Here is a 19,653-nt window from a genome sequence, read left to right on the forward strand (position 1 = left end):
CCTTCAAGGAGCTGCCAGGCGAGGGCAGAACTTGGCCAGCATGCGAAGTCGCACCGGCTGACATTGGGTGAAGCCTCGGTGGCAGCGTCTGGCCGCAGCAAGGAGCTCGTGCCGGACCGGTGCAAGAAAGGCGCGCCTGGCCAGTCCTGTATGACAACCCCGTGCGGCCGACTATCAGACCCATGCCCACATGTCTGGCCGAATCCTAATCGTGGGCAAGACGTACGTGACGCGAGTGCAGATCCGTAGGTGCTATATCAGCTCAAGGGTGGGGGGAGACATCCAGTACCGATCGCCCAGTCGCGTGGCGACGGTGGAGAACGCAGACGTTAGCGCACAGTCTGGGAGCGAATGGGAAGGGGAAAAGCAAAGCTTTCCTTCCAAGCTGCCCTGGGTGAGCCTGAGTCGCCGCGGCAGTTCGCTGCTCAGCGTGAACTTCAAAATCTCGACGTTGCCTGGGTATTGCAGGGAGATCGATGCCATGCTGCGAACCGCTGCCCAGCACGCATAGCGCCAATGGCCCAGGCTGTATCGGGACTCGTACGGCATGAGTAGCCGGGCCAATTCAACAAGGAAAAAGTCGGGAAACTGGTGAATGCGCAACTGATGCCGAAGATAAGCGGTCACCTCCAGCGGAACCAGCTCCTGCCAGACCCTTAACCACATCTCTGCATAAGGGGGCTCTTGAGCTTCACTTTGCAGGTAGTCCTTGAGCCGCGATTCGAGTTCTCCGAAGGGGACGTGTGGCCAAGTGTAGGACCAGGCAATCTTGTCACCAGCGATCGCATGGATATCCGGGCCGGTCTCCGGCTCGATTCGGATGACTCCCAGCGCATCCAATACCGAAAGAACACTATGAGTCCCCTCCAGGGTGGGCGCCAAGCGTGTTCGCGCGTGGAGAGCTTGCACCAGAGCCAGAAGATAGAGGGCGCCACGGCCGCCTAGATGACGGACGTCGCTAATGGTTGGGGCGTCAAGACGCCCAAGACCCTGAGGCTGCGGTTTTGAGTTGTTCATTTCTTTGACGAAGGGACACGGAGCAGTCAATCCAGGGCCCGAGCTGCTTGCTGGCCGTTGCCATAGCATCTAAGAATATCTTAGTATCCAAGCGCCGGTCACTTCCGCCATCCTTAACCCTCTCTTGAGGGGGTAAAAGTGAACGGGCGGACGGCAGAACATCCGGTTTTTGCGCTGCGGCTAGCACAGGCGCGCGAACGAGCCGGGCTATCTCAGAAGCAGCTCGGCATCCTTGCCGGCTTGGATCCCGCCGTGGCCTCTCCACGTATCAACCAGTACGAACGCGGCAAGCACGAACCCCAGATCAAGACAGCCAAACAGCTGGCGGAGGTGCTTGGCATACCCGCGGCATTTCTCTACACCGAAGACGAACTGTTGGCCCAACTCCTTCTGCAGTGGAACGACCTATCCGTTCGCCAGAAGAAGGATCTGCTCAAAAGCCTTGAGAAAACTCCGGCGAAGCGGGAGCCGCGCAAAAGCCGATGACGCGTTGGCCCGCGCGTTAGAGATCAAGCAGTCGAGCCGCTGGGTTGCTTGACGCGTCACCGGCATTAAAGTAGCCGATCACTTACGCCATGAAGCGATGCTCAGTCAGCGTCACTAGGGCGGGCGGCGACCGCCCTCGGTGATAAAGCCCGAGCGCGGACTGTGACCGCCAAAGTCACCGTTTAACCCCGCCTGCAATGCCCGCCGCTGCACAATCGCTGCAACCGCCTTCGGCGACAGACTCGTTCACCCCAGAGGCGGCGGAAGAAGGGCCCCTGTGATGTCGGCAGCGCTCAGCCAGGCAGCCAGGGCGACCCTGCGCGGCCCAACACGGGTTGGTCTGGTGTGGAAGTGGCGCTCGGACCAGCCTGCTGGTCTTGCTGTGCTCCAGCCGGTAGCTGAAGGCGTTTTCGCCAATGCAGCGCTGTGCAGCCGATGCCGAATTTGAACGCCTGTTGGATGATTCGGTACATGAGTGTGCGTGCTAGATATCCAGGTTTAACCGCCTGGCCAATTCCTCGTGGCAGGTCAGTTCCGTTCCACGTTCGTAGGTCAGGCTCTGCCGCAGGAACGCCGGCAGTTTCTTCATCTGCCGCGTAAACCCAGCCAGTGCCGCCTCGGCCGTGCAGCCCTCCATCTTGCACAACACCAAGAACCGGGTCTTGCGCTCGACCAGCGTGCCCACGCAGGAGCGATTGAAGGCGCGTTTGATCAGATCGCCCTCCCAATGTCCTGGAACCAGGCGTTGCTCCACATGCTCCGGGCGATGCACGATGCGCAGTTCCTCCGGCACCTACGAACGCTTTGCCGCAGTGGTAAGCCGCAGCCCGCGCGTCGGCTTGCCTAGGCGCAACGCGTCCACCAGCGCCTTCTTCAGCCCACCGCGCGGATGGGCATAGATAGCGGCATAGATTGTTTCGTGGCTGACCCGCTGGCGGGCATCATCCGGATGCATGACACGCAGTGCTGCGGCAATCTGCTGGGGGAGACCAGCGATCGAACACCAGCCGATCATGCACGAAGGCGAACATGACCGTCCCTTGTTCAAGCAGACACGGATGCACGCTGCGCCCGATAGCTGACTGCCGCCGAATGTCGCGACGACTGCTGGCGTCTAATTTCCCGGCTCAGGGTCGATGCGCTGCGTTCAAGGCAGCGGCCGATCGCTCGCAGGCTTGTCCCTCAATCACGTTCCACCTGAAGCACCGCACACTCCTCAGGACTCAGACGACTGTACTGTTTTCTCTTCCCGACACCCTACACTCTGCGAGGTGTTGCACTTGAAGGTTGAGTCTGCCCAGTGTCGCGCATCTCGGGGCTTTGTTCAGAGGTTCCCTAATGGGCGGCCAGCAGCGGTTTGGCCGCGCTGTCAGGCGTTTGTATTAGTCAGCGCACTGTTTCTGGTTGCACCCGGATTTCGTGTTCCGTTTCGCCGGCTACAAGCGGCATAGGTTGGTTCTTGACCCACTGTGCATGCCCCCTGTCGAAGTACGAGGACAGCGGATTTGACGACTGGCCGCCAGGCATCGTCAGCAGTCCCTGCGATTCGCGCCCGGGCGCCACGACCATGCGCTGGGTTGCGCCGAAGCCCGGGGCTTGAACCAGCGGCATGTGGGTGTCGCCGGACATCTCGGTGTTGGGCATGCTGAAGAACCACCCGAGCACCGGAATGTTCCCGAATATCGGATGGCGCATTTCCAACCGGTTGCGCTCACCCCAGGTCGAAAGGGTCAGATCGGGATCGTCGGTTTGATATTGTTTGAGGCTGCGATCAAGAATGCTGCGCAGGTAATCGTCCCAACTCGCGAAACCGGCAGGCAACCAAGCCGCCGGGCGTTGGCTGACCATGGCCCACACGGGATACTCGGCCTGCGGCAGGTTGTCATAGAGTTCGGCGGCGGTCATGCCGCTGCCGCTGGCCAGCAGCGTCAGGATTTCGCCGGACACGGCGTCGCGATATTCGCGGATGACCCGGTACGCGACCGAATTGGCCGAAGCCCGGTGGGTCCAGCCGCGCAGCCGCGCCGCAAGCACGTCGTACTTGCCGTCGCGTGGGTTGGGCCGCTCCGCGATGAGGCGCAGCATCAGCTCGTTCCATCGCTCCAGAAACAGAGCGCGGTCATCGCCCTGGATGCGCATCGCCGCGGCCTCGTCGATCGGTTTGGTTCGATCGAGCGCATCGGCGATCTGTCTGGCGCGCGCGCCGAGCTGGTAGGAGCCGTCGCATACGGCCGGCGCGTCGGCCTTGGGCAGGATGCGCTGGTTCGCGGTGACGAGGTAACCGGACGGCGGATCGACGACTTGCAGATCCGCGATCGTGGTGTTGAGACGGCTCCAATCGTCGACGCGTGCGGAGTCGGCCAATCGCGGCGCGATCGGGCAGCCGTCTGCCCGACTCGGAAGCTGCCCGGCCAGTGTCCAGCCGATCCTGCCGTCCGCGTCGGCGACGACGAAGTTGACCGGGGGTATGCCCGACGCGCGCGCGATGCGGATCGCTTCGGGCACGTTATTGGCTGCGAACAGATCCAGGTGCAATAGATTCGTCGCCAGGCGGTTGTCGCCGAGCCAGCGCCGTACCAGCGGCTTGCGCCGCGGGTCGCGATTGGTCAACGGACCCCAGTGGGTGAGCAGGAAGCGCGTCGCCGTGTCGGGCGCGTCGGCGACCTTGATGGTCTCCTGCTCGCTTTGATAGGGCAGGCAGTCCGCGTCGACCCGATAGCCCGGAGCGCTGCCGCGCTGGCAAGGCGTCAACGTCAGCAGGTCCGCCCAATCGCCCTGGCTGTTGGAAAATCCCCAGGCGACGTGACCGTTGCTGCCCACGACGAAGCCCGGAAGACCCGGCACGGTCAGGCCGTAACCCGATTGCCGGGGCGTGCCAGCCTTGTCAATATGGATTTCGGCGCGATACCAGATGTTCGGCACGGTCAGGCTCAAATGCATATCGACGGCCAGCAGGCCTTGCGCATGGGCGGTCCTGCGACCGCTGACCGCCCATGCGCTACTGCCGTTGAAAACCGGATACCCGCGCGGTACGGCATCGGCGCCGAGTGTACGCGCCGACGCGTCGCGCAGCGGCGGAGCTGGAATCGCGGCCGTCGCTGGAGCCGTGGTGCCGTCGAGAAAGCTCGAGTCCCATTCGCCGTGATCCCAGCTGATGAACCGGAACACGTCGTCGGGCAACGTTTGCTTGAGCCGGCTGAGGAACTGTTCCTTGCGCGCACCTGCGTCGGTGAGCATCAGAAACATCGCGTGGATGATGAGAAGGCTGTCTTCATCGCGCCACGGCCTGGGCTCGCTGCGCAGAACCACGTATTCGAACGGCCGCACCCGCATATGAGCCAACCCTGCGTTGACCCCGCGCGTATAGGCGTGCACGGTCGCGATCAGGTCCGGGCGCGAGGCAGCCAGCTGTTCGCGTGCGAGCGCGCGCAGTTGCCAGCGGCGCTGGACGATGTCGAAACCCAACTGTCCGCCGCCGAACAGCTCGCTCATTTCGCCGGCCGCGCTCCGGCGCATCACGTCCATCTGGAAATAGCGATCCTGCGCGTGCGCATAACCGAGCGCCCAGGCGGCGTCGGCTTGCGAGGCGGCGTTGATTGCGGCGATGCCGAGCGCATCCCTGCGCAGGCTGACCGGCGCGGCGATATCCGCCGAAGCGATCTGCCCGTCCAGATTGGGCAGGCTCAGCGCAAGCACGGCCAAGGCGCCGATCGGCAACGCGAAAATCGCCGCGAACAGCAGGAGGATGAACCAGCGAAGAAAGTCTATCTTTGGGGCTGGCTTCACGACCGTCCTCGAAAAAACGCACGGCACGCCTGACGACCGCTTGCGCGTCGACGGCGCCGTCGTGGAGACGCTCGCAAGCGTGTACGCATCAGCGCGCCGACACTGTGCCGGCCGACGGGTCAATCCAGCGCTTGCGTCGCAATCATTGCATCCGGCCGCGCTCGCAGATCACCGCCGGAGCGGACCGGTAAACCGGGGCTGGGACGGATCAGCCGTCCCACTGGCACAGGTGCAACAGCACGCCGGTCGGATCATGAACGAATACAACACTGGCACCGTAGGGCTGCCTGGAAGGCGGCTGCACCTGCGCGTCGGCAAACGTGTCGTCTTGCAACACCGAAGAAAGATGCGCGTGCCATGCCTGCGCATCCTCGATGGTCACGTGCAGCATGCTGTTCTCGGCCACGTCCTTGAGGTAGTAATTCTGGATGTAGAAATGTTGCTGGTCGCTCAACTGGACCAAGGCCAGACCGGGGCCGACATCGTGGGTTTTCCAGCCAAGGGCGGTATAAAAGCGCTTGGACAGCGCGAAGTCCTTGGCGGGGATGAACGGACGAATGTCCGTGACTTTCAGGTTGGGCACAACGACCTCCGTGACTGGCAAGAAAACCGCATCCGTTGCGTGAGTTTTCGCGCTGCCGCAACGGGGTCAAGGTGCTTTGTATGGCAGCTGCTGACGCTACTCGATGTGGCGGGTAGATTCAAGGTGACGCCATGGTCTTCACAGCGTTGAAAGCATCGCGATGCGCCTGCCGGCGCTGTGCTTGAAGTTCAAGCCATCTTCGCTTCGGAAGCCTCCAGCAGCAGCCGCGCCGGCCGCGGGAAATGCCGGCAGACGCCGCGTTCGATAAGCTCGTCGATCTCCGACGACGAAAACAACACGTTGTCCTGGAAGAATCGTGTCGCCACGCCCGCATCCGCAGCGCCGACCGCATCGCGCGCGGCGAGGTGGAAGGGAATCGCGGTCTGGATGTCGACGCCGTTGCCGAACCAGCGATCCGCGAAGCGACCGAGCACGCGGTACTTGCGTACGAACTCGTCGAACCCGGCGATGGCGTAATGCAGGATGCACGGATCGCTCTGCAACGTCGGCTGGCGATATGCGCGCGTGGACGGCTGGAACGCGTCGGCCAACGAAGGCAGGGCCTGGCCAGGCACGGTGAATTCATGGACCGTCATGCCCGGCAGCAACCCCGCGTCCACGCGCGCGGCCGCCTTGCCCCAGTGGTAATAGTTGAAATAGCGTGGCCGCCGCGGAAACCTGCTCAGGAACCAGCGCTTCCGCTCATCGTCGACACAGGCAGGCGAGAGTTTGAACAGCGTTTCCTCGCGCACGATGTCACCCGGCTGCCACGACAACGGTACCAGCTCGTGGTTGGCGTAATGAACCTGGCGCAAGCCCAGTGCTTCGGCATGGCGGAAATGCTCGGCGACCGTGCTGCCCGCGCAGTGGAACAGCTCGTCCACGTCAATGTGCAGCAGCCAGCGCTGGCCGGCGCGCAAGGCGAGGTCGATGGCGATCTTCACGTTCAACAGTTGCCGGGCCATGACTTCGCGCTCGCGCCATTGATGCGCGAAACCGATCAGCTCGTGCTCGAGTGCGATGCGTCGCCAGGCGGTTTCAAGCGCGTCGTCGCGGCGGATCAGGCTGACCCGCGGTTCCGAGCGCAGCCAGTCGGGCACCGCTTCGGCGGGATCGTCGAGAAAGAGGTACAAATGGGCAAAGCCGATGGCGAGGTGGTAGCGCGCGAAGTTGTCCAGGTAGGCGCCGGCGGCGCGCAAGGTGGTAACGATCGCGGCACCCGGTGCGGCTTCGACCGGGACTGCATTCACGGACATCGGAGGGGGCTCCCGGTCATTACGGCCAGCGGTGGGCGATGCGCGTTGCAAGCGAAGCGGCCAGCGCATTACCCGACGAAACGATCGCCGCGGCGATGACGCAGCACTTGCGCCGCAAGCGGCCGCTGCCGGCGCTCAATCGGCGATGCCCAGCAACCGGTCGAGCTGCGCTCCGAACGCGCTCTCCCACGCGTTCCATCGGTTGGCCGAATCCTCGATCGACGGGCTGGCGGCGATCGCCGCGACCACCTCGTCGTTGCGCCGGGTCAGCTCGGGCGGCAGCGGACGAACGAAATCGAGCAGAAGGATGCCGCGGTCGCGGTCGCTGCGGTTCCACGCCGCATGCAGGTGGCTGTCGTCGAAGATCAGGCTGGCGCCATTGCGCCAATGCCGGACCTCGTCGCCGACCTGCAGGCCGCACGCTTCCGGCGGATCGGGCACCACCAGGCCGAGGTGATAACGCAATACCCCGCAGTAGTTGCCGTAATGCGGCGGCAGTTCCTTGCCCGACTGCATGATCGAGAACATCGCGACCTGCAGCCCCGGCACCCGTTGTAGCGCACGCGCGGTCGCCGGGCAGCGCCGCGCGTTGCGTTCGGACCAGCGCCCGTAGGCGTACAGCGGCAGCACTTTCCAGCGCCGGTCCTTGGTCAGCGAATACTGGCCGACCTGCACGTCTTCCAGCCCCGGCAGCAGTTCGACCGCGTCCAGCACGCGTTCCAGCTCGGCCCGGATGACGGGATACTCCGCCTCAAGTTCTTCGACCCAGGCGAACCCGTCTGGATCGAAGAACGCGCAGCGACCGTCGGCGCTGGCGCGGATCGCATCGACGAGCGATTGCAGCCCGGTGGCCGGCGATGCTGCGATCTGGATGCCGACCGTGTCGTTCGTGGTTGCCATCGCCGCGTTCTCCGTCCAGCCTATAGCCTGTGAGCGATGTACAACCCGGGATGATCGGTGTTGACGTGGCCATACCCGCACTCCTTGTACCAGCCTGCGACTTCCGCGATCGAATGCCGGTGCTGGTAATAGGGCGCGACGTTGTCGTGGGTATAAAAGACGGCCGAGTGGTATTGCTCGCTCAGGCTGAGCAGGTTGCGCTCGCTCAACGCGCCGAAATTGCTGATCCGCTTGATCGTCGGTATCAGGATCGGGAACAGCAGCGCCACGTAGGCCTTGCAACAAAGCATGCACGCCCATGCCGGCAAGTGCCGCGGAATGTTGAGCATGTGCCAGTCGCGTTGGCGGTACAGCGCGCCATAGGCGTGGTTGGGATATTCCTTGGCAACCGGATACAGCCAGCTGAGGAAGGTGCCGCGGCGTTTGACCGTCGCGGCGATCGCGCGGAACGCCTGCGCGGTGTCCGCAGTGTGGTGCATCGCCGCAAAGCTCATGCCGAACGCGAACGTGCCTTCCTTGAACGGCGGATGGAACATGTCGGCCTGGACGAAGTGCAGGTTGGAGATGTGCTTGTTTTCCTCGTAGGAGGATTCCAGCGTATCGCTCAAGTCCAGCCCGACCACGTTCTGGGACGGCACGCACTTGGCGAACTCCACGGTTTTTTCCCCACTTCCGCAGCCGGCGTCCAGGCACCAGCTGTCGGGTCCGGAAGCAAGCAGGGCGCCTTGCGCGCTCTGGTGAATCCACAGCACCGTGTCGAGCACGTCTTGCGCGAACACCATGGTGCGCCGCTCGGCCTTGCCGGCGAAGCGGCTCATCCATTGCGTGCGGAAACTCGAGCGGGTCTTCTGTACCGGGGCGGTGTTCAAGATCATGCGCGGCACGCGGTTGACGATCGGATAGCGGCGGGCACACCCGCGGCATTCCAGCGATCCTTCCAGGGTCTCCGCGCCCTCGGTCCGATCCGGATGCAGATCCAATTCACTGCGGCACCCTGGACAGCAGAGGATTTCCAGAAGCTTCCGTTTCATGCGGGGTGTATCCCTACAGTCCGTTTGCCAGCTACTCTAATAACCATGGGTCGATAAATCCAGCGTCGCCAGCACGCGCACAAGACGGCCCCGGCGGACCAGCGCCATACCCACAGCGGTATCGCTCGGTCAGCGGCCGGATGATCGCCATCACTGCGGCCGCATCCTCGTGCAGGAAGAAGTGCCCCCCATTCAGCTCGTGAAAAGAGAACGGTCCCTGCGTGTGCTCGCCCCAGGCGGCGACGTCGGCGACCTCGGCCAGCATGTCCGACCGGCCTGCCACCGCGGTAATCGGACAATGCAAGGCGTGCGACGGTGCATGGCGATAGCGTTCGGCCACCGACAGGTCTTCGCGGATGAAAGGCAGCAGATACGCGATTGCCTCCTTGTCCTGCAACACCGCTTCGGGCGTTCCGCCGTAGCGGCGCAACTCCTCGATGAGCTCGGCATCGGTCAGTTCGGAAATCGGAGGGGACCGCCTGGGCATGTGCGGTGCGCGTGACGCGGCGGCGACCATGTGCACGGGCGCGTCGATGCAGCGACGCGACAGCTCCAGGCCGACCTCGTAAGCGACCAGTGCGCCGAGGCTGTATCCCAGGAAGATCAACGGAACGTTCGCAAGCGTAGCGACATCGGCGCAGACCTCGGCGGCGATCGATTGCGGCGTGCGCGCGACTTGCCCGGTCGTCCGCGGATAACGCACTCCAAGCAATTCAACATTGCGCGGAAAGGACGAACCCCAGTTGCGGATATGCGATGCGTTGCCGCCGGCATACGGAAAGAACAGCACGCGCACCGTCGGCGATCGTTCCGGCGTCAGCAGCAATAGCGATTTGCTCATCGTTGATCCGTGGTCGTTTGCGTTGGCTGGAGCGTTGCGAATTATTCGACATCCGCGCCAGCGGCCCATGCCGGTGCCGAGCCGTCCGGCGTCGTGTCGCAGCGCGACAACCGCAGCCGACGAAGCCGCCGGGCAGGTCGCGCGAACAGGAAATCGCCGGACCGTCGCTCGATCGTGCGGCCGAGCCGACGACGATCGAGCGACTGTCATGTCCCCGCGATGGACGTACACAGTCAGGACCGGACGCAACGGGAACGGTGCGGACAGATGATACACTGCGATCGCCTCGCCATGTCGCCGGCCAGCTTGCGCAGTTATCGCGATGCCCACGGCGAGACGAGTTGCTGTTGCCTTCAGGCGTCGGAGTTTGTGCATGCGCCGGCTGTGCCGGACATCGTTACAACTGCGAAAGGCAGGAGGCGGAAAGCCGAAGTGAATATGCGTGCCGGGGATCGCCCCGCGGCTTGCGGCCTGGACCGCACCGCGCATTTCGCGATATCCGTGCGCGCATGCGGCCGCCGCGACACGTGGCGGTCAGGGGAACACAGAAGGAAGAGTGTCGACCGTCGCGCCGTGCGATCACAACAGGAGAACGTATGAAAGTCGGGTTCGTAGGCTTGGGGAAGCTCGGATTGCCTTGTGCGGTAGCGATGGCGGACAAGGGCCACGACGTGATGGGATATGACTGCCTGACGCAGAACATGAGCAAGGCCGAGCGAACATATCGCGAGACAGGGCCCGACGGACGATCCGATTTCAATCAGACGCTGCGCGACAGCAACCTGCGTTTCTGCGAACTCAAAGAACTGGCCGAACACTCCGACGTGATTTTCGTGGCCGTGCAGACGCCGCACCTGCCCGAGTTCGAAGGGATTTCCCGCATCGGTGAAGCGCGCGCGGACTTCGATTACACCTACCTGTGCGAGGCCATGCGCGGGCTGGCCGCGGTGATCGAGCGCGACACCATCGTGGTTGTGATCTCGACCGTGCTGCCGGGCACGATGCGCAATGTCGTGGTGCCGCTGATCAACGCAAGGATGAAGCTGGTCTACAACCCGTTCTTCATCGCGATGGGCACCACGATCGTGGATTTCCTGAATCCGGAATTCGTGCTGCTCGGCGCGCACGACCCGGCCGCGCTGGACACGATCAAGGCGTTCTATGCCGGACTGGTCACCGCGCCGGTGCATGCCACGACGCTGGAGAACGCCGAGCTGATCAAGCTGCTTTACAACACCTACATCGGCATGAAGATCGTCTTCGCCAACGTGGCGATGGAGATTTGCCACAAGACCCCGAATACCGACGTGGACGACGTGGTCGCGTGCCTGGCGCTGGCCAACCGCCGACTCATCAGCGACAAGTACCTGTCCGGTGGCATGGGCGATGGCGGTGGCTGCCATCCGCGCGACAACATCGCCATGTCCTGGTATGCGCGCAAGACAGGGCTGAGTTTCGACTGGTTCGAGAATGTGATGCAGGCGCGCGAAAGCCAGACCCGCTGGCTCGCCGATCTGATGCAAAGCTACCGCCTGCCGCTGACCATCCTAGGCTACGCCTACAAAGAAGAGACCAACATCACCACCGGTAGCGCAGCGATCCTGCTCAAGAACCTGCTCGAAGAGCGCAAGGCCGAGGTGCTGCTGTTCGATCCTTACGTCGACGCGGACGACCGGCATATCCCGCGCGATGCGCCGCGGGTGTACCTGATCGGTTGCAGGCATGCGGCTTTGCAGGACTATCATTTTATTTCCGGTTCGGTGGTGCTCGATCCATGGCGTTACCTGCGTAGCGTCAGTGAAGGCGTGGAGTACCGACCGATCGGTATCGGCGTCGGCTGACGCGGCCGGTCCGGGTCGCAGCGCGGCGGTGGCAACGGTGCCTGCCGTCGCCGCTCACTGATTTAGAAATCCCAGTCGGCGATGCGCCGGTCCGGTTGTTCGGCCATGCCGGCGTAGATCGAGCGCAGCCGGTCCAGCCAGGCTTGCGCCGTTGCGTGTTCGAATTTGTCGCTTGCGTAGTGCAGGTTGGCCAGGATCTGCCCGGGCTGCTGATCCACCACCAGCGACACGTCGACGTGCAGCAGGTCCGGCCTGCCTTCCGGTCCATCGGGTTGCGGCTGCACGCTGAGGCCGTCGAGCGACAGCGGGCTGCGCGGTTCGTTCTGGAACCGGAACAGCGCGCCGATCGGACGGTGGCGCAAGTTCATCGCATCGAAGATCTTTTCCGCCGACAGCGACTGGTAGCTCTGGCTGGCGACGGCGACTTCGCGTACGGCATGCAGGAAACCGCTCACGGTCATGTCCGCGTCCACACGAAAGCGCATGGCGATGGCCTGGGCGAACGGACCGATCAGCGATTCCAGCTCCATTCGCGGACGGTTGCCCACGATCGTGCCAATGATGACGTCGTCCTGACCGCTCAAGCGCATCAGCAACAGTGCATAGCCGGCGAGGATCGCCATCGATGGAGTCACGCCACTGTCCTTGACCAGGCGCAACAGGCCGTTGCTCAACGCGCGTCCGCACACCAGATGGACTGCAGCGGCGCGGTGACTGTCCACCGGCCCGACGGGGGTGTCGGCCGGCAGCGCCAGCGCCACCGGCGCGCCGGCAAGATGGTGGGTGTAGTACTCGACGTGCTTGCGCAGGTTTTCACCCTGCATCCAGTCGTGAAACCAGGCGACATAGTCGGCGAACTGGATCGGTAGCGGCGGCAGGGACGGGTTTTCGCCGGCCTTGAACGCATTGTACAGCGCGCTGGTCTCGCGGATCAGAACTTCCAGCGACCATGCATCGCAGATCAGGCGATGCAGGGCCAGGATCAGCACATGTGTGCTCGGATCAAGGCGGATCAGGCAGGCGCGCAGCAACGGCCCGGCGCTCACGTCGAACGGCTCGCTGCCGAACTGTCTGTACAAGTCGAACACCCTTTGCTCGCGCTGCGCTTGCGGCAGGTGGGCCAGATCGAACTGCGACAGCGGAAACCGCGCCTGCGCCGAAATTCGCTGGCGTGGCTCATCCGGATCGACGTCGAGGTCGAGCCAGGTTCGCAGGATTTCGTGGCGCGCGACTATCGCGTCCAGGGCCGCGGTGCAGGCCTTGCGGTCCAGCGTGCCGTGCAGGCGCAGCGCGGTGCAGTACAGCGCCGGGTGCTCGTGATTCGTGCGGGTACGTTCCCAGCGCCACAGTTGTTGCTGGATCGGCGATAACGGGAGCGGGCGGCTTCTGTCGGCGACCGGGATTTGCACTTGCGCGGTTGCGGCGGTACTGGCCAGCGCATCGCTCAGCTCGGCCAGGGTAGGGCAGGCGAACACCGTGCGCAGGGCGAGTTCCTGGCCGAGTACAAGACGCACGCGCGCGACCAGTTGGATCGCCAGCAACGAGTGGCCGCCCAGTTCGAAGAAATGGTCATGGCGACCGACGTGCGGCAGTTGCAGCAGGTCTTGCCAGATCAGCGCCAGCGCCTGTTCGCGCTCGCCGCGTGGCGGTACGTAGGTTTGCAGCGGCAGCGCGTCTGCGTCCGGCGCCGGCAATGCCTTGCGGTCGAGCTTGCCGTTCGGAGTCAACGGCATCGCCGGCAGCAGCACCAGCGCCGCCGGCAGCATCGGTGTGGGCAAGTGTGCGCGCAGGTGCTGGCGCAGTGCGTCCAGGTCGGGGGATTGCGCGCCCGCGCCGGTCACGTAGCCCACCAGCCGCGCGTGTGCGCCCGTGCCGTGCAGCACCACCGCCGCTTCGCGGACCTGCGGCCAGTCGCGCAGGCACGCTTCGATCTCGCCCAGTTCGATGCGATGGCCGCGCAGCTTCACCTGGCTGTCGTTGCGGCCCAGGTAGTCGAGCGTGCCGTCGGCGCGCCAACGGCCCAGGTCACCGGTGCGGTACAGCCGTGCGCCCGGCGTCGGCCCATGGGTGTCGACCACGAAGCGCTCGGCGGTCAGGCCTGCGCGCGCTTCGTAGCCGCGCGCGACGGCGATGCCGCCGATGTAGAGTTCGCCCGGCACGCCGATCGGGACCGGTGCGCCATGCGTGTCCAGCACGTAGATCCGCACGTTCGCGATCGGGGCGCCGATCGGCACCTCGCCCGCTGGCGGCAGGTGCGCGCAGGCGTAGGCGGTCACGTCCACCGCCGCTTCGGTCGGACCGTACAGGTTGTGCAGGCCCACCTGCGGCCACCGCGCGGCGAATCGCTGCGCCAGCTCGCGCGACAAGGCTTCGCCGCTGCAGAACACCCGTGTCAACGATGCGCAAGTCGAACTTGCGTCGACCGCTTCCACGAAGGCATCCAGCATCGAGGGCACGAAGTGCAGCGTGTCGATGCCTTCGCGCTCGATGAGCGCATGCAGATAGCCTGGATCGCGATGCCCGCCCGGCCGCGCAAACACCAGCCGGGCGCCGGCCAGCAGCGGCCAGAAGAACTCCCACACCGACACGTCGAAACTGCACGGGGTCTTCTGCAGGACGCTCTGGCCGGGTTGCAACGCATAGGCGTCCTGCATCCAGCGCAGCCGGTTGACCACGCCGCGGTGCGCGTTCATCACTCCCTTCGGCCGGCCGGTCGAGCCGGAGGTGTAGATCACGTAGGCCAGCTGCGCATTCGTCAGTCCGGGTACCGCGAGGGCGGCACCGGACAACTGCGCCCAGGTGTGCGGCTGGTCCAGCCACACCTGCTGCGCGGCGCCGACCAACTGCGCCGGCACCGGCGTGCGCTGGGTCTGCAGCACCACCGTCGGCCGGCTGTCGTGCAACATCTCGGCCAGGCGCTGCGGCGGCGCGTCCGGGTCCAGCGGCACATAGGCGCCGCCAGCCTTGAGCGTGGCCAGCAATGCCAGCAACAACGGTACCCCGCGCTCCACGCTCACCGCCACGCGGTGCTCCGGGCCGACCCCGCAGGCGCGCAGATGCCGGGCCAGGCGATTGGCACGCCGGTCCAGTGCGGCATAGCTGACCTGCTCATTGGCATCGACCGCGGCGATCGCATCGGGCGTGCGCGCCACCTGCGCTTCGAACAGCGTGTGCACCAATCCGTCGGCACAGGCGCGGTCGGTGGCGTTGAAGTCCTGCACCACCTGCCGCCGCGATGCGGCATCGAGCAGGCTCAACGTGGCGAGCGGACGCTGCGGATCCTCGACGATCTGCCGCAGCACGTGCGCGTACGCAGCGGCCCAACGTGCGATCGTGTCCGCATCGAACAGGTCGCTCGCGTAGTTCAGCGTGCCCAGGATGCGATCGCCCCATTCCACCAGCCCCAGCGACAGATCGAACTGGGCACCGTTCTGCGGCACCAGCCCCGTCGCCGCATCCTGGGTCTGGCTGCGCGGCATGTTCTGCAGCGCGATCATCGCCTGGAACACCGGATGGTGATTCAAATTGCGCGCCGGCTGCAGTGTCTCCACGATGCGGTCGAACGGGATTTCCTGGTGCGCGTAGGCGTCCAGGATCATCTGCCGGGCCTGTTGCAACAGCGCGTGGACGTTGCTGCGCTCGTCCACCTGCAACGGCAGGGGCAAGGCATTGGCGAACAGGCCGATCACGCCTTCCAGTTCGGTGCGTTGCCGGTTGGCCATCGGCGTGCCGATCACCACCGTCGCCTGGCCGCTGAGCCGCGACAGCAGCACCGCGAACGCGCTGTAGAGGAGCATGAACAAGGTCATGCCGTGCGCGGCAGCCAGGGCTTTGAGGCGCTGGGTCAACGCAGGATCCAGCACCAGATCGTGACCGGCGCCGCGGTAGCTGCGCGCGGCCGGACGCGTACGATCGAGCGGCAACTGCAACAAGGCTGGCGCGGCGACCAGACGCTGCGCCCAGGCTTGCGCCAGCGCGTCGCGCTGCGGCGATTGCAGCCAGCGCTGCTGCCAGCGTGCGTAGTCGGCATACTGGATCGGCAGCGGTGGCAGGGACGGCTCGGCGCCTTGGCGGAAGGCCGCGTACAGCGTTTCCAGCTCACGTGCGAACAGCAGCAGCGACCAGCCGTCGGCGACGATGTGGTGAAGCTTGAACAGCAACGTGTGCGTGTCGGGCCCGAGCAGGAGCAGGCGCACGCGCAGCAGCGGCCCTTGGGCGAGATCGAAGTGCGCATCGATTTCCTGCGCGGTGATGCGGGCGAGGGCGGCCTGACGCTCGGCGGGGGCGAGCGCACGCAGGTCGTCGACCGGCAAGGCGATGTCGACGTCGGCCGGCGCCAGCACCGTGGCCACGGCCTGGCCGTCGAGCGTGCCGAACACGGTGCGCAACGATTCGTGGCGGTCGCGCAGGGCGTGCACGGCGCGATGCAGGGCGGCCGGATCGACCGGATCGCGCAAGGCCAGCGACCCCATCAACTGATACGCGATGGTCGATGCGTGTTCGAGCTGGTCGAGGAACCACAGGCGCTGCTGCGCCAGCGATGCCGGCTGCGGGCCGGTGGTTGGCTGATGCTCGATTTTTTCCGCCGGCACCGAATCGGCGGTGGCCAGCGCATCGCTCAGCTCGGCCAGGGTAGGGCAGGCGAACACCGTGCGCAGGGCGAGTTCCTGGCCGAGTACAAGACGCACGCGCGCGACCAGTTGGATCGCCAGCAACGAGTGGCCGCCCAGTTCGAAGAAATGGTCATGGCGACCGACGTGCGGCAGTTGCAGCAGGTCTTGCCAGATCAGCGCCAGCGCCTGTTCGCGCTCGCCGCGTGGCGGTACGTAGGTTTGCAGCGGCAGCGCGTCTGCGTCCGGCGCCGGCAATGCCTTGCGGTCGAGCTTGCCGTTCGGAGTCAACGGCATCGCCGGCAGCAGCACCAGCGCCGCCGGCAGCATCGGTGTGGGCAAGTGTGCGCGCAGGTGCTGGCGCAGTGCGTCCAGGTCGGGGGGCTGGGCGGCTACACCGGTCACATAGCCCACCAGGCGCGCGTGTGTGCCTGCGCCGTGCAGCACCACCGCCGCTTCGCGGACCTGCGGCCAGTCGCGCAGGCGCGCTTCGATCTCGCCCAGTTCGATGCGATGGCCGCGCAGCTTCACCTGGCTGTCGTTGCGGCCCAGGTAGTCCAGCGTGCCATCGGCGCGCCAACGGCCCAGGTCGCCGGTGCGGTACAGCCGTGCGCCCGGCGTCGGTCCGTGAGCGTCGACCACGAAGCGCTCGGCGGTCAGGCCTGCGCGCGCTTCGTAGCCGCGCGCGACGGCGATGCCGCCGATGTAGAGTTCGCCCGGCACGCCGATCGGGACCGGTGCGCCATGCGTGTCCAGCACGTAGATCCGCACGTTCGCGATCGGGGCGCCGATCGGCACCTCGCCCGCTGGCGGCAGGTGCGCGCAGGCGTAGGCGGTCACGTCCACCGCCGCTTCGGTCGGACCGTACAGGTTGTGCAGGCCCACCTGCGGCCACCGCGCGGCGAATCGCTGCGCCAGCTCGCGCGACAAGGCTTCGCCGCTGCAGAACACCCGTGTCAACGATGCGCAAGTCGAACTTGCGTCGACCGCTTCCACGAAGGCATCCAGCATCGAGGGCACGAAGTGCAGCGTGTCGATGCCTTCGCGCTCGATGAGCGCATGCAGATAGCCTGGATCGCGATGCCCGCCCGGCCGCGCAAACACCAGCCGGGCGCCGGCCAGCAGCGGCCAGAAGAACTCCCATACCGACACGTCGAAACTGCACGGGGTCTTCTGCAGGACGCTCTGGCCGGGTTGCAACGCATAGGCGTCCTGCATCCAGCGCAGCCGGTTGACCACGCCGCGGTGCGCGTTCATCACTCCCTTCGGCCGGCCGGTCGAACCGGAGGTGTAGATCACGTAGGCCAGCTGCGCGTTCGTCAGTCCGGGTACCGCGAGGGCGGCACCGGACAACTGCGCCCAGGTGTGCGGCTGGTCCAGCCACACCTGCTGCGCGGCGCCGACCAACTGCGCCGGCACCGGCGTGCGCTGGGTCTGCAGCACCACCGTCGGCCGGCTGTCGTGCAACATCTCGGCCAGGCGCTGCGGCGGCGCGTCCGGGTCCAGCGGCACATAGGCGCCGCCAGCCTTGAGCGTGGCCAGCAATGCCAGCAACAACGGTACCCCGCGCTCCACGCTCACCGCCACGCGGTGCTCCGGGCCGACCCCGCAGGCGCGCAGATGCCGGGCCAGCCGATTGGCACGCCGGTCCAGTGCGGCGTAGCTGACCTGCTCATTGGCATCGACCGCGGCGATCGCATCGGGCGTGCGCGCCACCTGCGCTTCGAACAGCGTGTGCACCAATCCGTCGGCACAGGCGCGGTCGGTGGCGTTGAAGTCCTGCACCACCTGCCGCCGCGATGCGGCATCGAGCAGGCTCAACGTGGCGAGCGGACGCTGCGGATCCTCGACGATCTGCCGCAGCACGTGCGCGTACGCAGCGGCCCAACGTGCGATCGTGTCCGCATCGAACAGGTCGCTCGCGTAGTTCAGCGTGCCCAGGATGCGATCGCCCCATTCCACCAGCCCCAGCGACAGATCGAACTGGGCACCGTTCTGCGGCACCAGCCCCGTCGCCGCATCCTGGGTCTGGCTGCGCGGCATGTTCTGCAGCGCGATCATCGCCTGGAACACCGGATGGTGATTCAAATTGCGCGCCGGCTGCAGTGTCTCCACGATGCGGTCGAACGGGATTTCCTGGTGCGCGTAGGCGTCCAGGATCATCTGCCGGGCCTGTTGCAACAGCGCGTGGACGTTGCTGCGCTCGTCCACCTGCAACGGCAGGGGCAAGGCATTGGCGAACAGGCCGATCACGCCTTCCAGTTCGGTGCGTTGCCGGTTGGCCATCGGCGTGCCGATCACCACCGTCGCCTGGCCGCTGAGCCGCGACAGCAGCACCGCGAACGCGCTGTAGAGGAGCATGAACAAGGTCATGCCGTGCGCGGCAGCCAGGGCTTTGAGGCGCTGGGTCAACGCAGGATCCAGCACCAGATCGTGACCGGCGCCGCGGTAGCTGCGCGCGGCCGGACGCGTACGATCGAGCGGCAACTGCAACAAGGCTGGCGCGGCGACCAGACGCTGCGCCCAGGCTTGCGCCAGCGCGTCGCGCTGCGGCGATTGCAGCCAGCGCTGCTGCCAGCGTGCGTAGTCGGCATACTGGATCGGCAGCGGTGGCAGGGACGGCTCGGCGCCTTGGCGGAAGGCCGCGTACAGCGTTTCCAGCTCACGTGCGAACAGCAGCAGCGACCAGCCGTCGGCGACGATGTGGTGAAGCTTGAACAGCAACGTGTGCGTGTCGGGCCCGAGCAGGAGCAGGCGCACGCGCAGCAGCGGCCCTTGGGCGAGATCGAAGTGCGCATCGATTTCCTGCGCGGTGATGCGGGCGAGGGCGGCCTGACGCTCGGCGGGGGCGAGCGCACGCAGGTCGTCGACCGGCAAGGCGATGTCGACGTCGGCCGGCGCCAGCACCGTGGCCACGGCCTGGCCGTCGAGCGTGCCGAACACGGTGCGCAACGATTCGTGGCGGTCGCGCAGGGCGTGCACGGCGCGATGCAGGGCGGCCGGATCGACCGGATCGCGCAAGGCCAGCGACCCCATCAACTGATACGCGATGGTCGATGCGTGTTCGAGCTGGTCGAGGAACCACAGGCGCTGCTGCGCCAGCGATGCCGGCTGCGGGCCGGTGGTTGGCTGATGCTCGATCCGCTCTTGCAACGTGTCCTGAGACGCAGCCGCGGGGCGTAGCCGAGCGGCCTTGGCCAACTTCAGCAATTGCGCCTTTTGCGCGGCGGTGAGCTGAGTGATCTGCTTGTCCAAATCGCGTCCTATCCTTTGCCCAGGCCCGTGGACCGCCAGCGCAACCG

General features: G+C 65.5%; 10 protein-coding genes and 2 pseudogenes. 2 read left to right on the top strand and 10 right to left on the bottom strand.

The window, feature by feature from the left end; translation table 11 throughout:
• Positions 1-252 precede the first annotated feature (252 nt).
• Positions 253-882: a hypothetical protein gene (locus AC1PLA_RS10990; RefSeq protein WP_258080384.1), complete on the bottom strand. Its 630-nt coding sequence runs from the start codon at positions 880-882 to the stop codon at positions 253-255.
• Between the two features lie 273 nt (positions 883-1,155).
• On the opposite strand from AC1PLA_RS10990, the gene AC1PLA_RS10995 reads away from it, so the two are divergent.
• Complete coding sequence (locus AC1PLA_RS10995; RefSeq protein ID WP_104574331.1) at positions 1,156-1,503, top strand: helix-turn-helix domain-containing protein; 348 nt, start codon at positions 1,156-1,158, stop codon at positions 1,501-1,503.
• Positions 1,504-1,990: 487 nt separating this feature from the next.
• Here the strand turns inward: AC1PLA_RS10995 and AC1PLA_RS11000 are convergent.
• From AC1PLA_RS11000 to AC1PLA_RS11035, 8 genes and pseudogenes are all read right to left on the bottom strand, one after another.
• Positions 1,991-2,730: pseudogene (locus AC1PLA_RS11000) on the bottom strand (IS30 family transposase); the annotation flags it as partial.
• Between the two features lie 159 nt (positions 2,731-2,889).
• Positions 2,890-5,289, bottom strand: a complete 2,400-nt coding sequence (locus AC1PLA_RS11005) for a penicillin acylase family protein (protein ID WP_181098357.1) — start codon at positions 5,287-5,289, stop codon at positions 2,890-2,892.
• A gap of 208 nt (positions 5,290-5,497) precedes the next feature.
• Positions 5,498-5,872 carry a VOC family protein gene (locus tag AC1PLA_RS11010; RefSeq protein ID WP_104574333.1) on the bottom strand — a complete coding sequence of 125 codons (375 nt, stop codon included), beginning with the start codon at positions 5,870-5,872 and terminating at the stop codon, positions 5,498-5,500.
• 188 nt (positions 5,873-6,060) lie between these two features.
• On the bottom strand, positions 6,061-7,197 hold the full coding sequence (locus AC1PLA_RS11015; RefSeq protein ID WP_154832014.1) for a glycosyltransferase family 2 protein: 1,137 nt from the start codon (positions 7,195-7,197) through the stop codon (positions 6,061-6,063).
• Positions 7,198-7,263: 66 nt separating this feature from the next.
• Positions 7,264-8,028 (bottom strand): aspartyl/asparaginyl beta-hydroxylase domain-containing protein, encoded by a 765-nt coding sequence (locus AC1PLA_RS11020; protein WP_180968751.1) that lies wholly within the window; start codon positions 8,026-8,028, stop codon positions 7,264-7,266.
• 20 nt (positions 8,029-8,048) lie between these two features.
• Complete coding sequence (locus AC1PLA_RS11025; RefSeq protein WP_252513682.1) at positions 8,049-8,903, bottom strand: class I SAM-dependent methyltransferase; 855 nt, start codon at positions 8,901-8,903, stop codon at positions 8,049-8,051.
• Between the two features lie 66 nt (positions 8,904-8,969).
• A pseudogene (locus tag AC1PLA_RS11030) lies at positions 8,970-9,059 on the bottom strand (Trm112 family protein); the annotation flags it as partial.
• Positions 9,060-9,090: 31 nt separating this feature from the next.
• The gene (locus AC1PLA_RS11035; protein WP_349780515.1) at positions 9,091-9,900 is read right to left on the bottom strand and encodes a thioesterase II family protein; all 810 of its coding nucleotides are present in this window, start codon (positions 9,898-9,900) and stop codon (positions 9,091-9,093) included.
• Positions 9,901-10,427: 527 nt separating this feature from the next.
• Between AC1PLA_RS11035 and AC1PLA_RS11040 the strand changes: the two genes are divergently transcribed.
• Positions 10,428-11,741, top strand: a complete 1,314-nt coding sequence (locus AC1PLA_RS11040; RefSeq protein ID WP_349780516.1) for a nucleotide sugar dehydrogenase — start codon at positions 10,428-10,430, stop codon at positions 11,739-11,741.
• Between the two features lie 62 nt (positions 11,742-11,803).
• Here AC1PLA_RS11040 and AC1PLA_RS11045 read toward each other — a convergent pair whose 3' ends face one another.
• Positions 11,804-19,606, bottom strand: a complete 7,803-nt coding sequence (locus tag AC1PLA_RS11045; protein ID WP_481104545.1) for an amino acid adenylation domain-containing protein — start codon at positions 19,604-19,606, stop codon at positions 11,804-11,806.
• Positions 19,607-19,653: the final 47 nt, after the last annotated feature.

It is taken from the genome of Xanthomonas sp. NCPPB 1826, assembly GCF_056725285.1.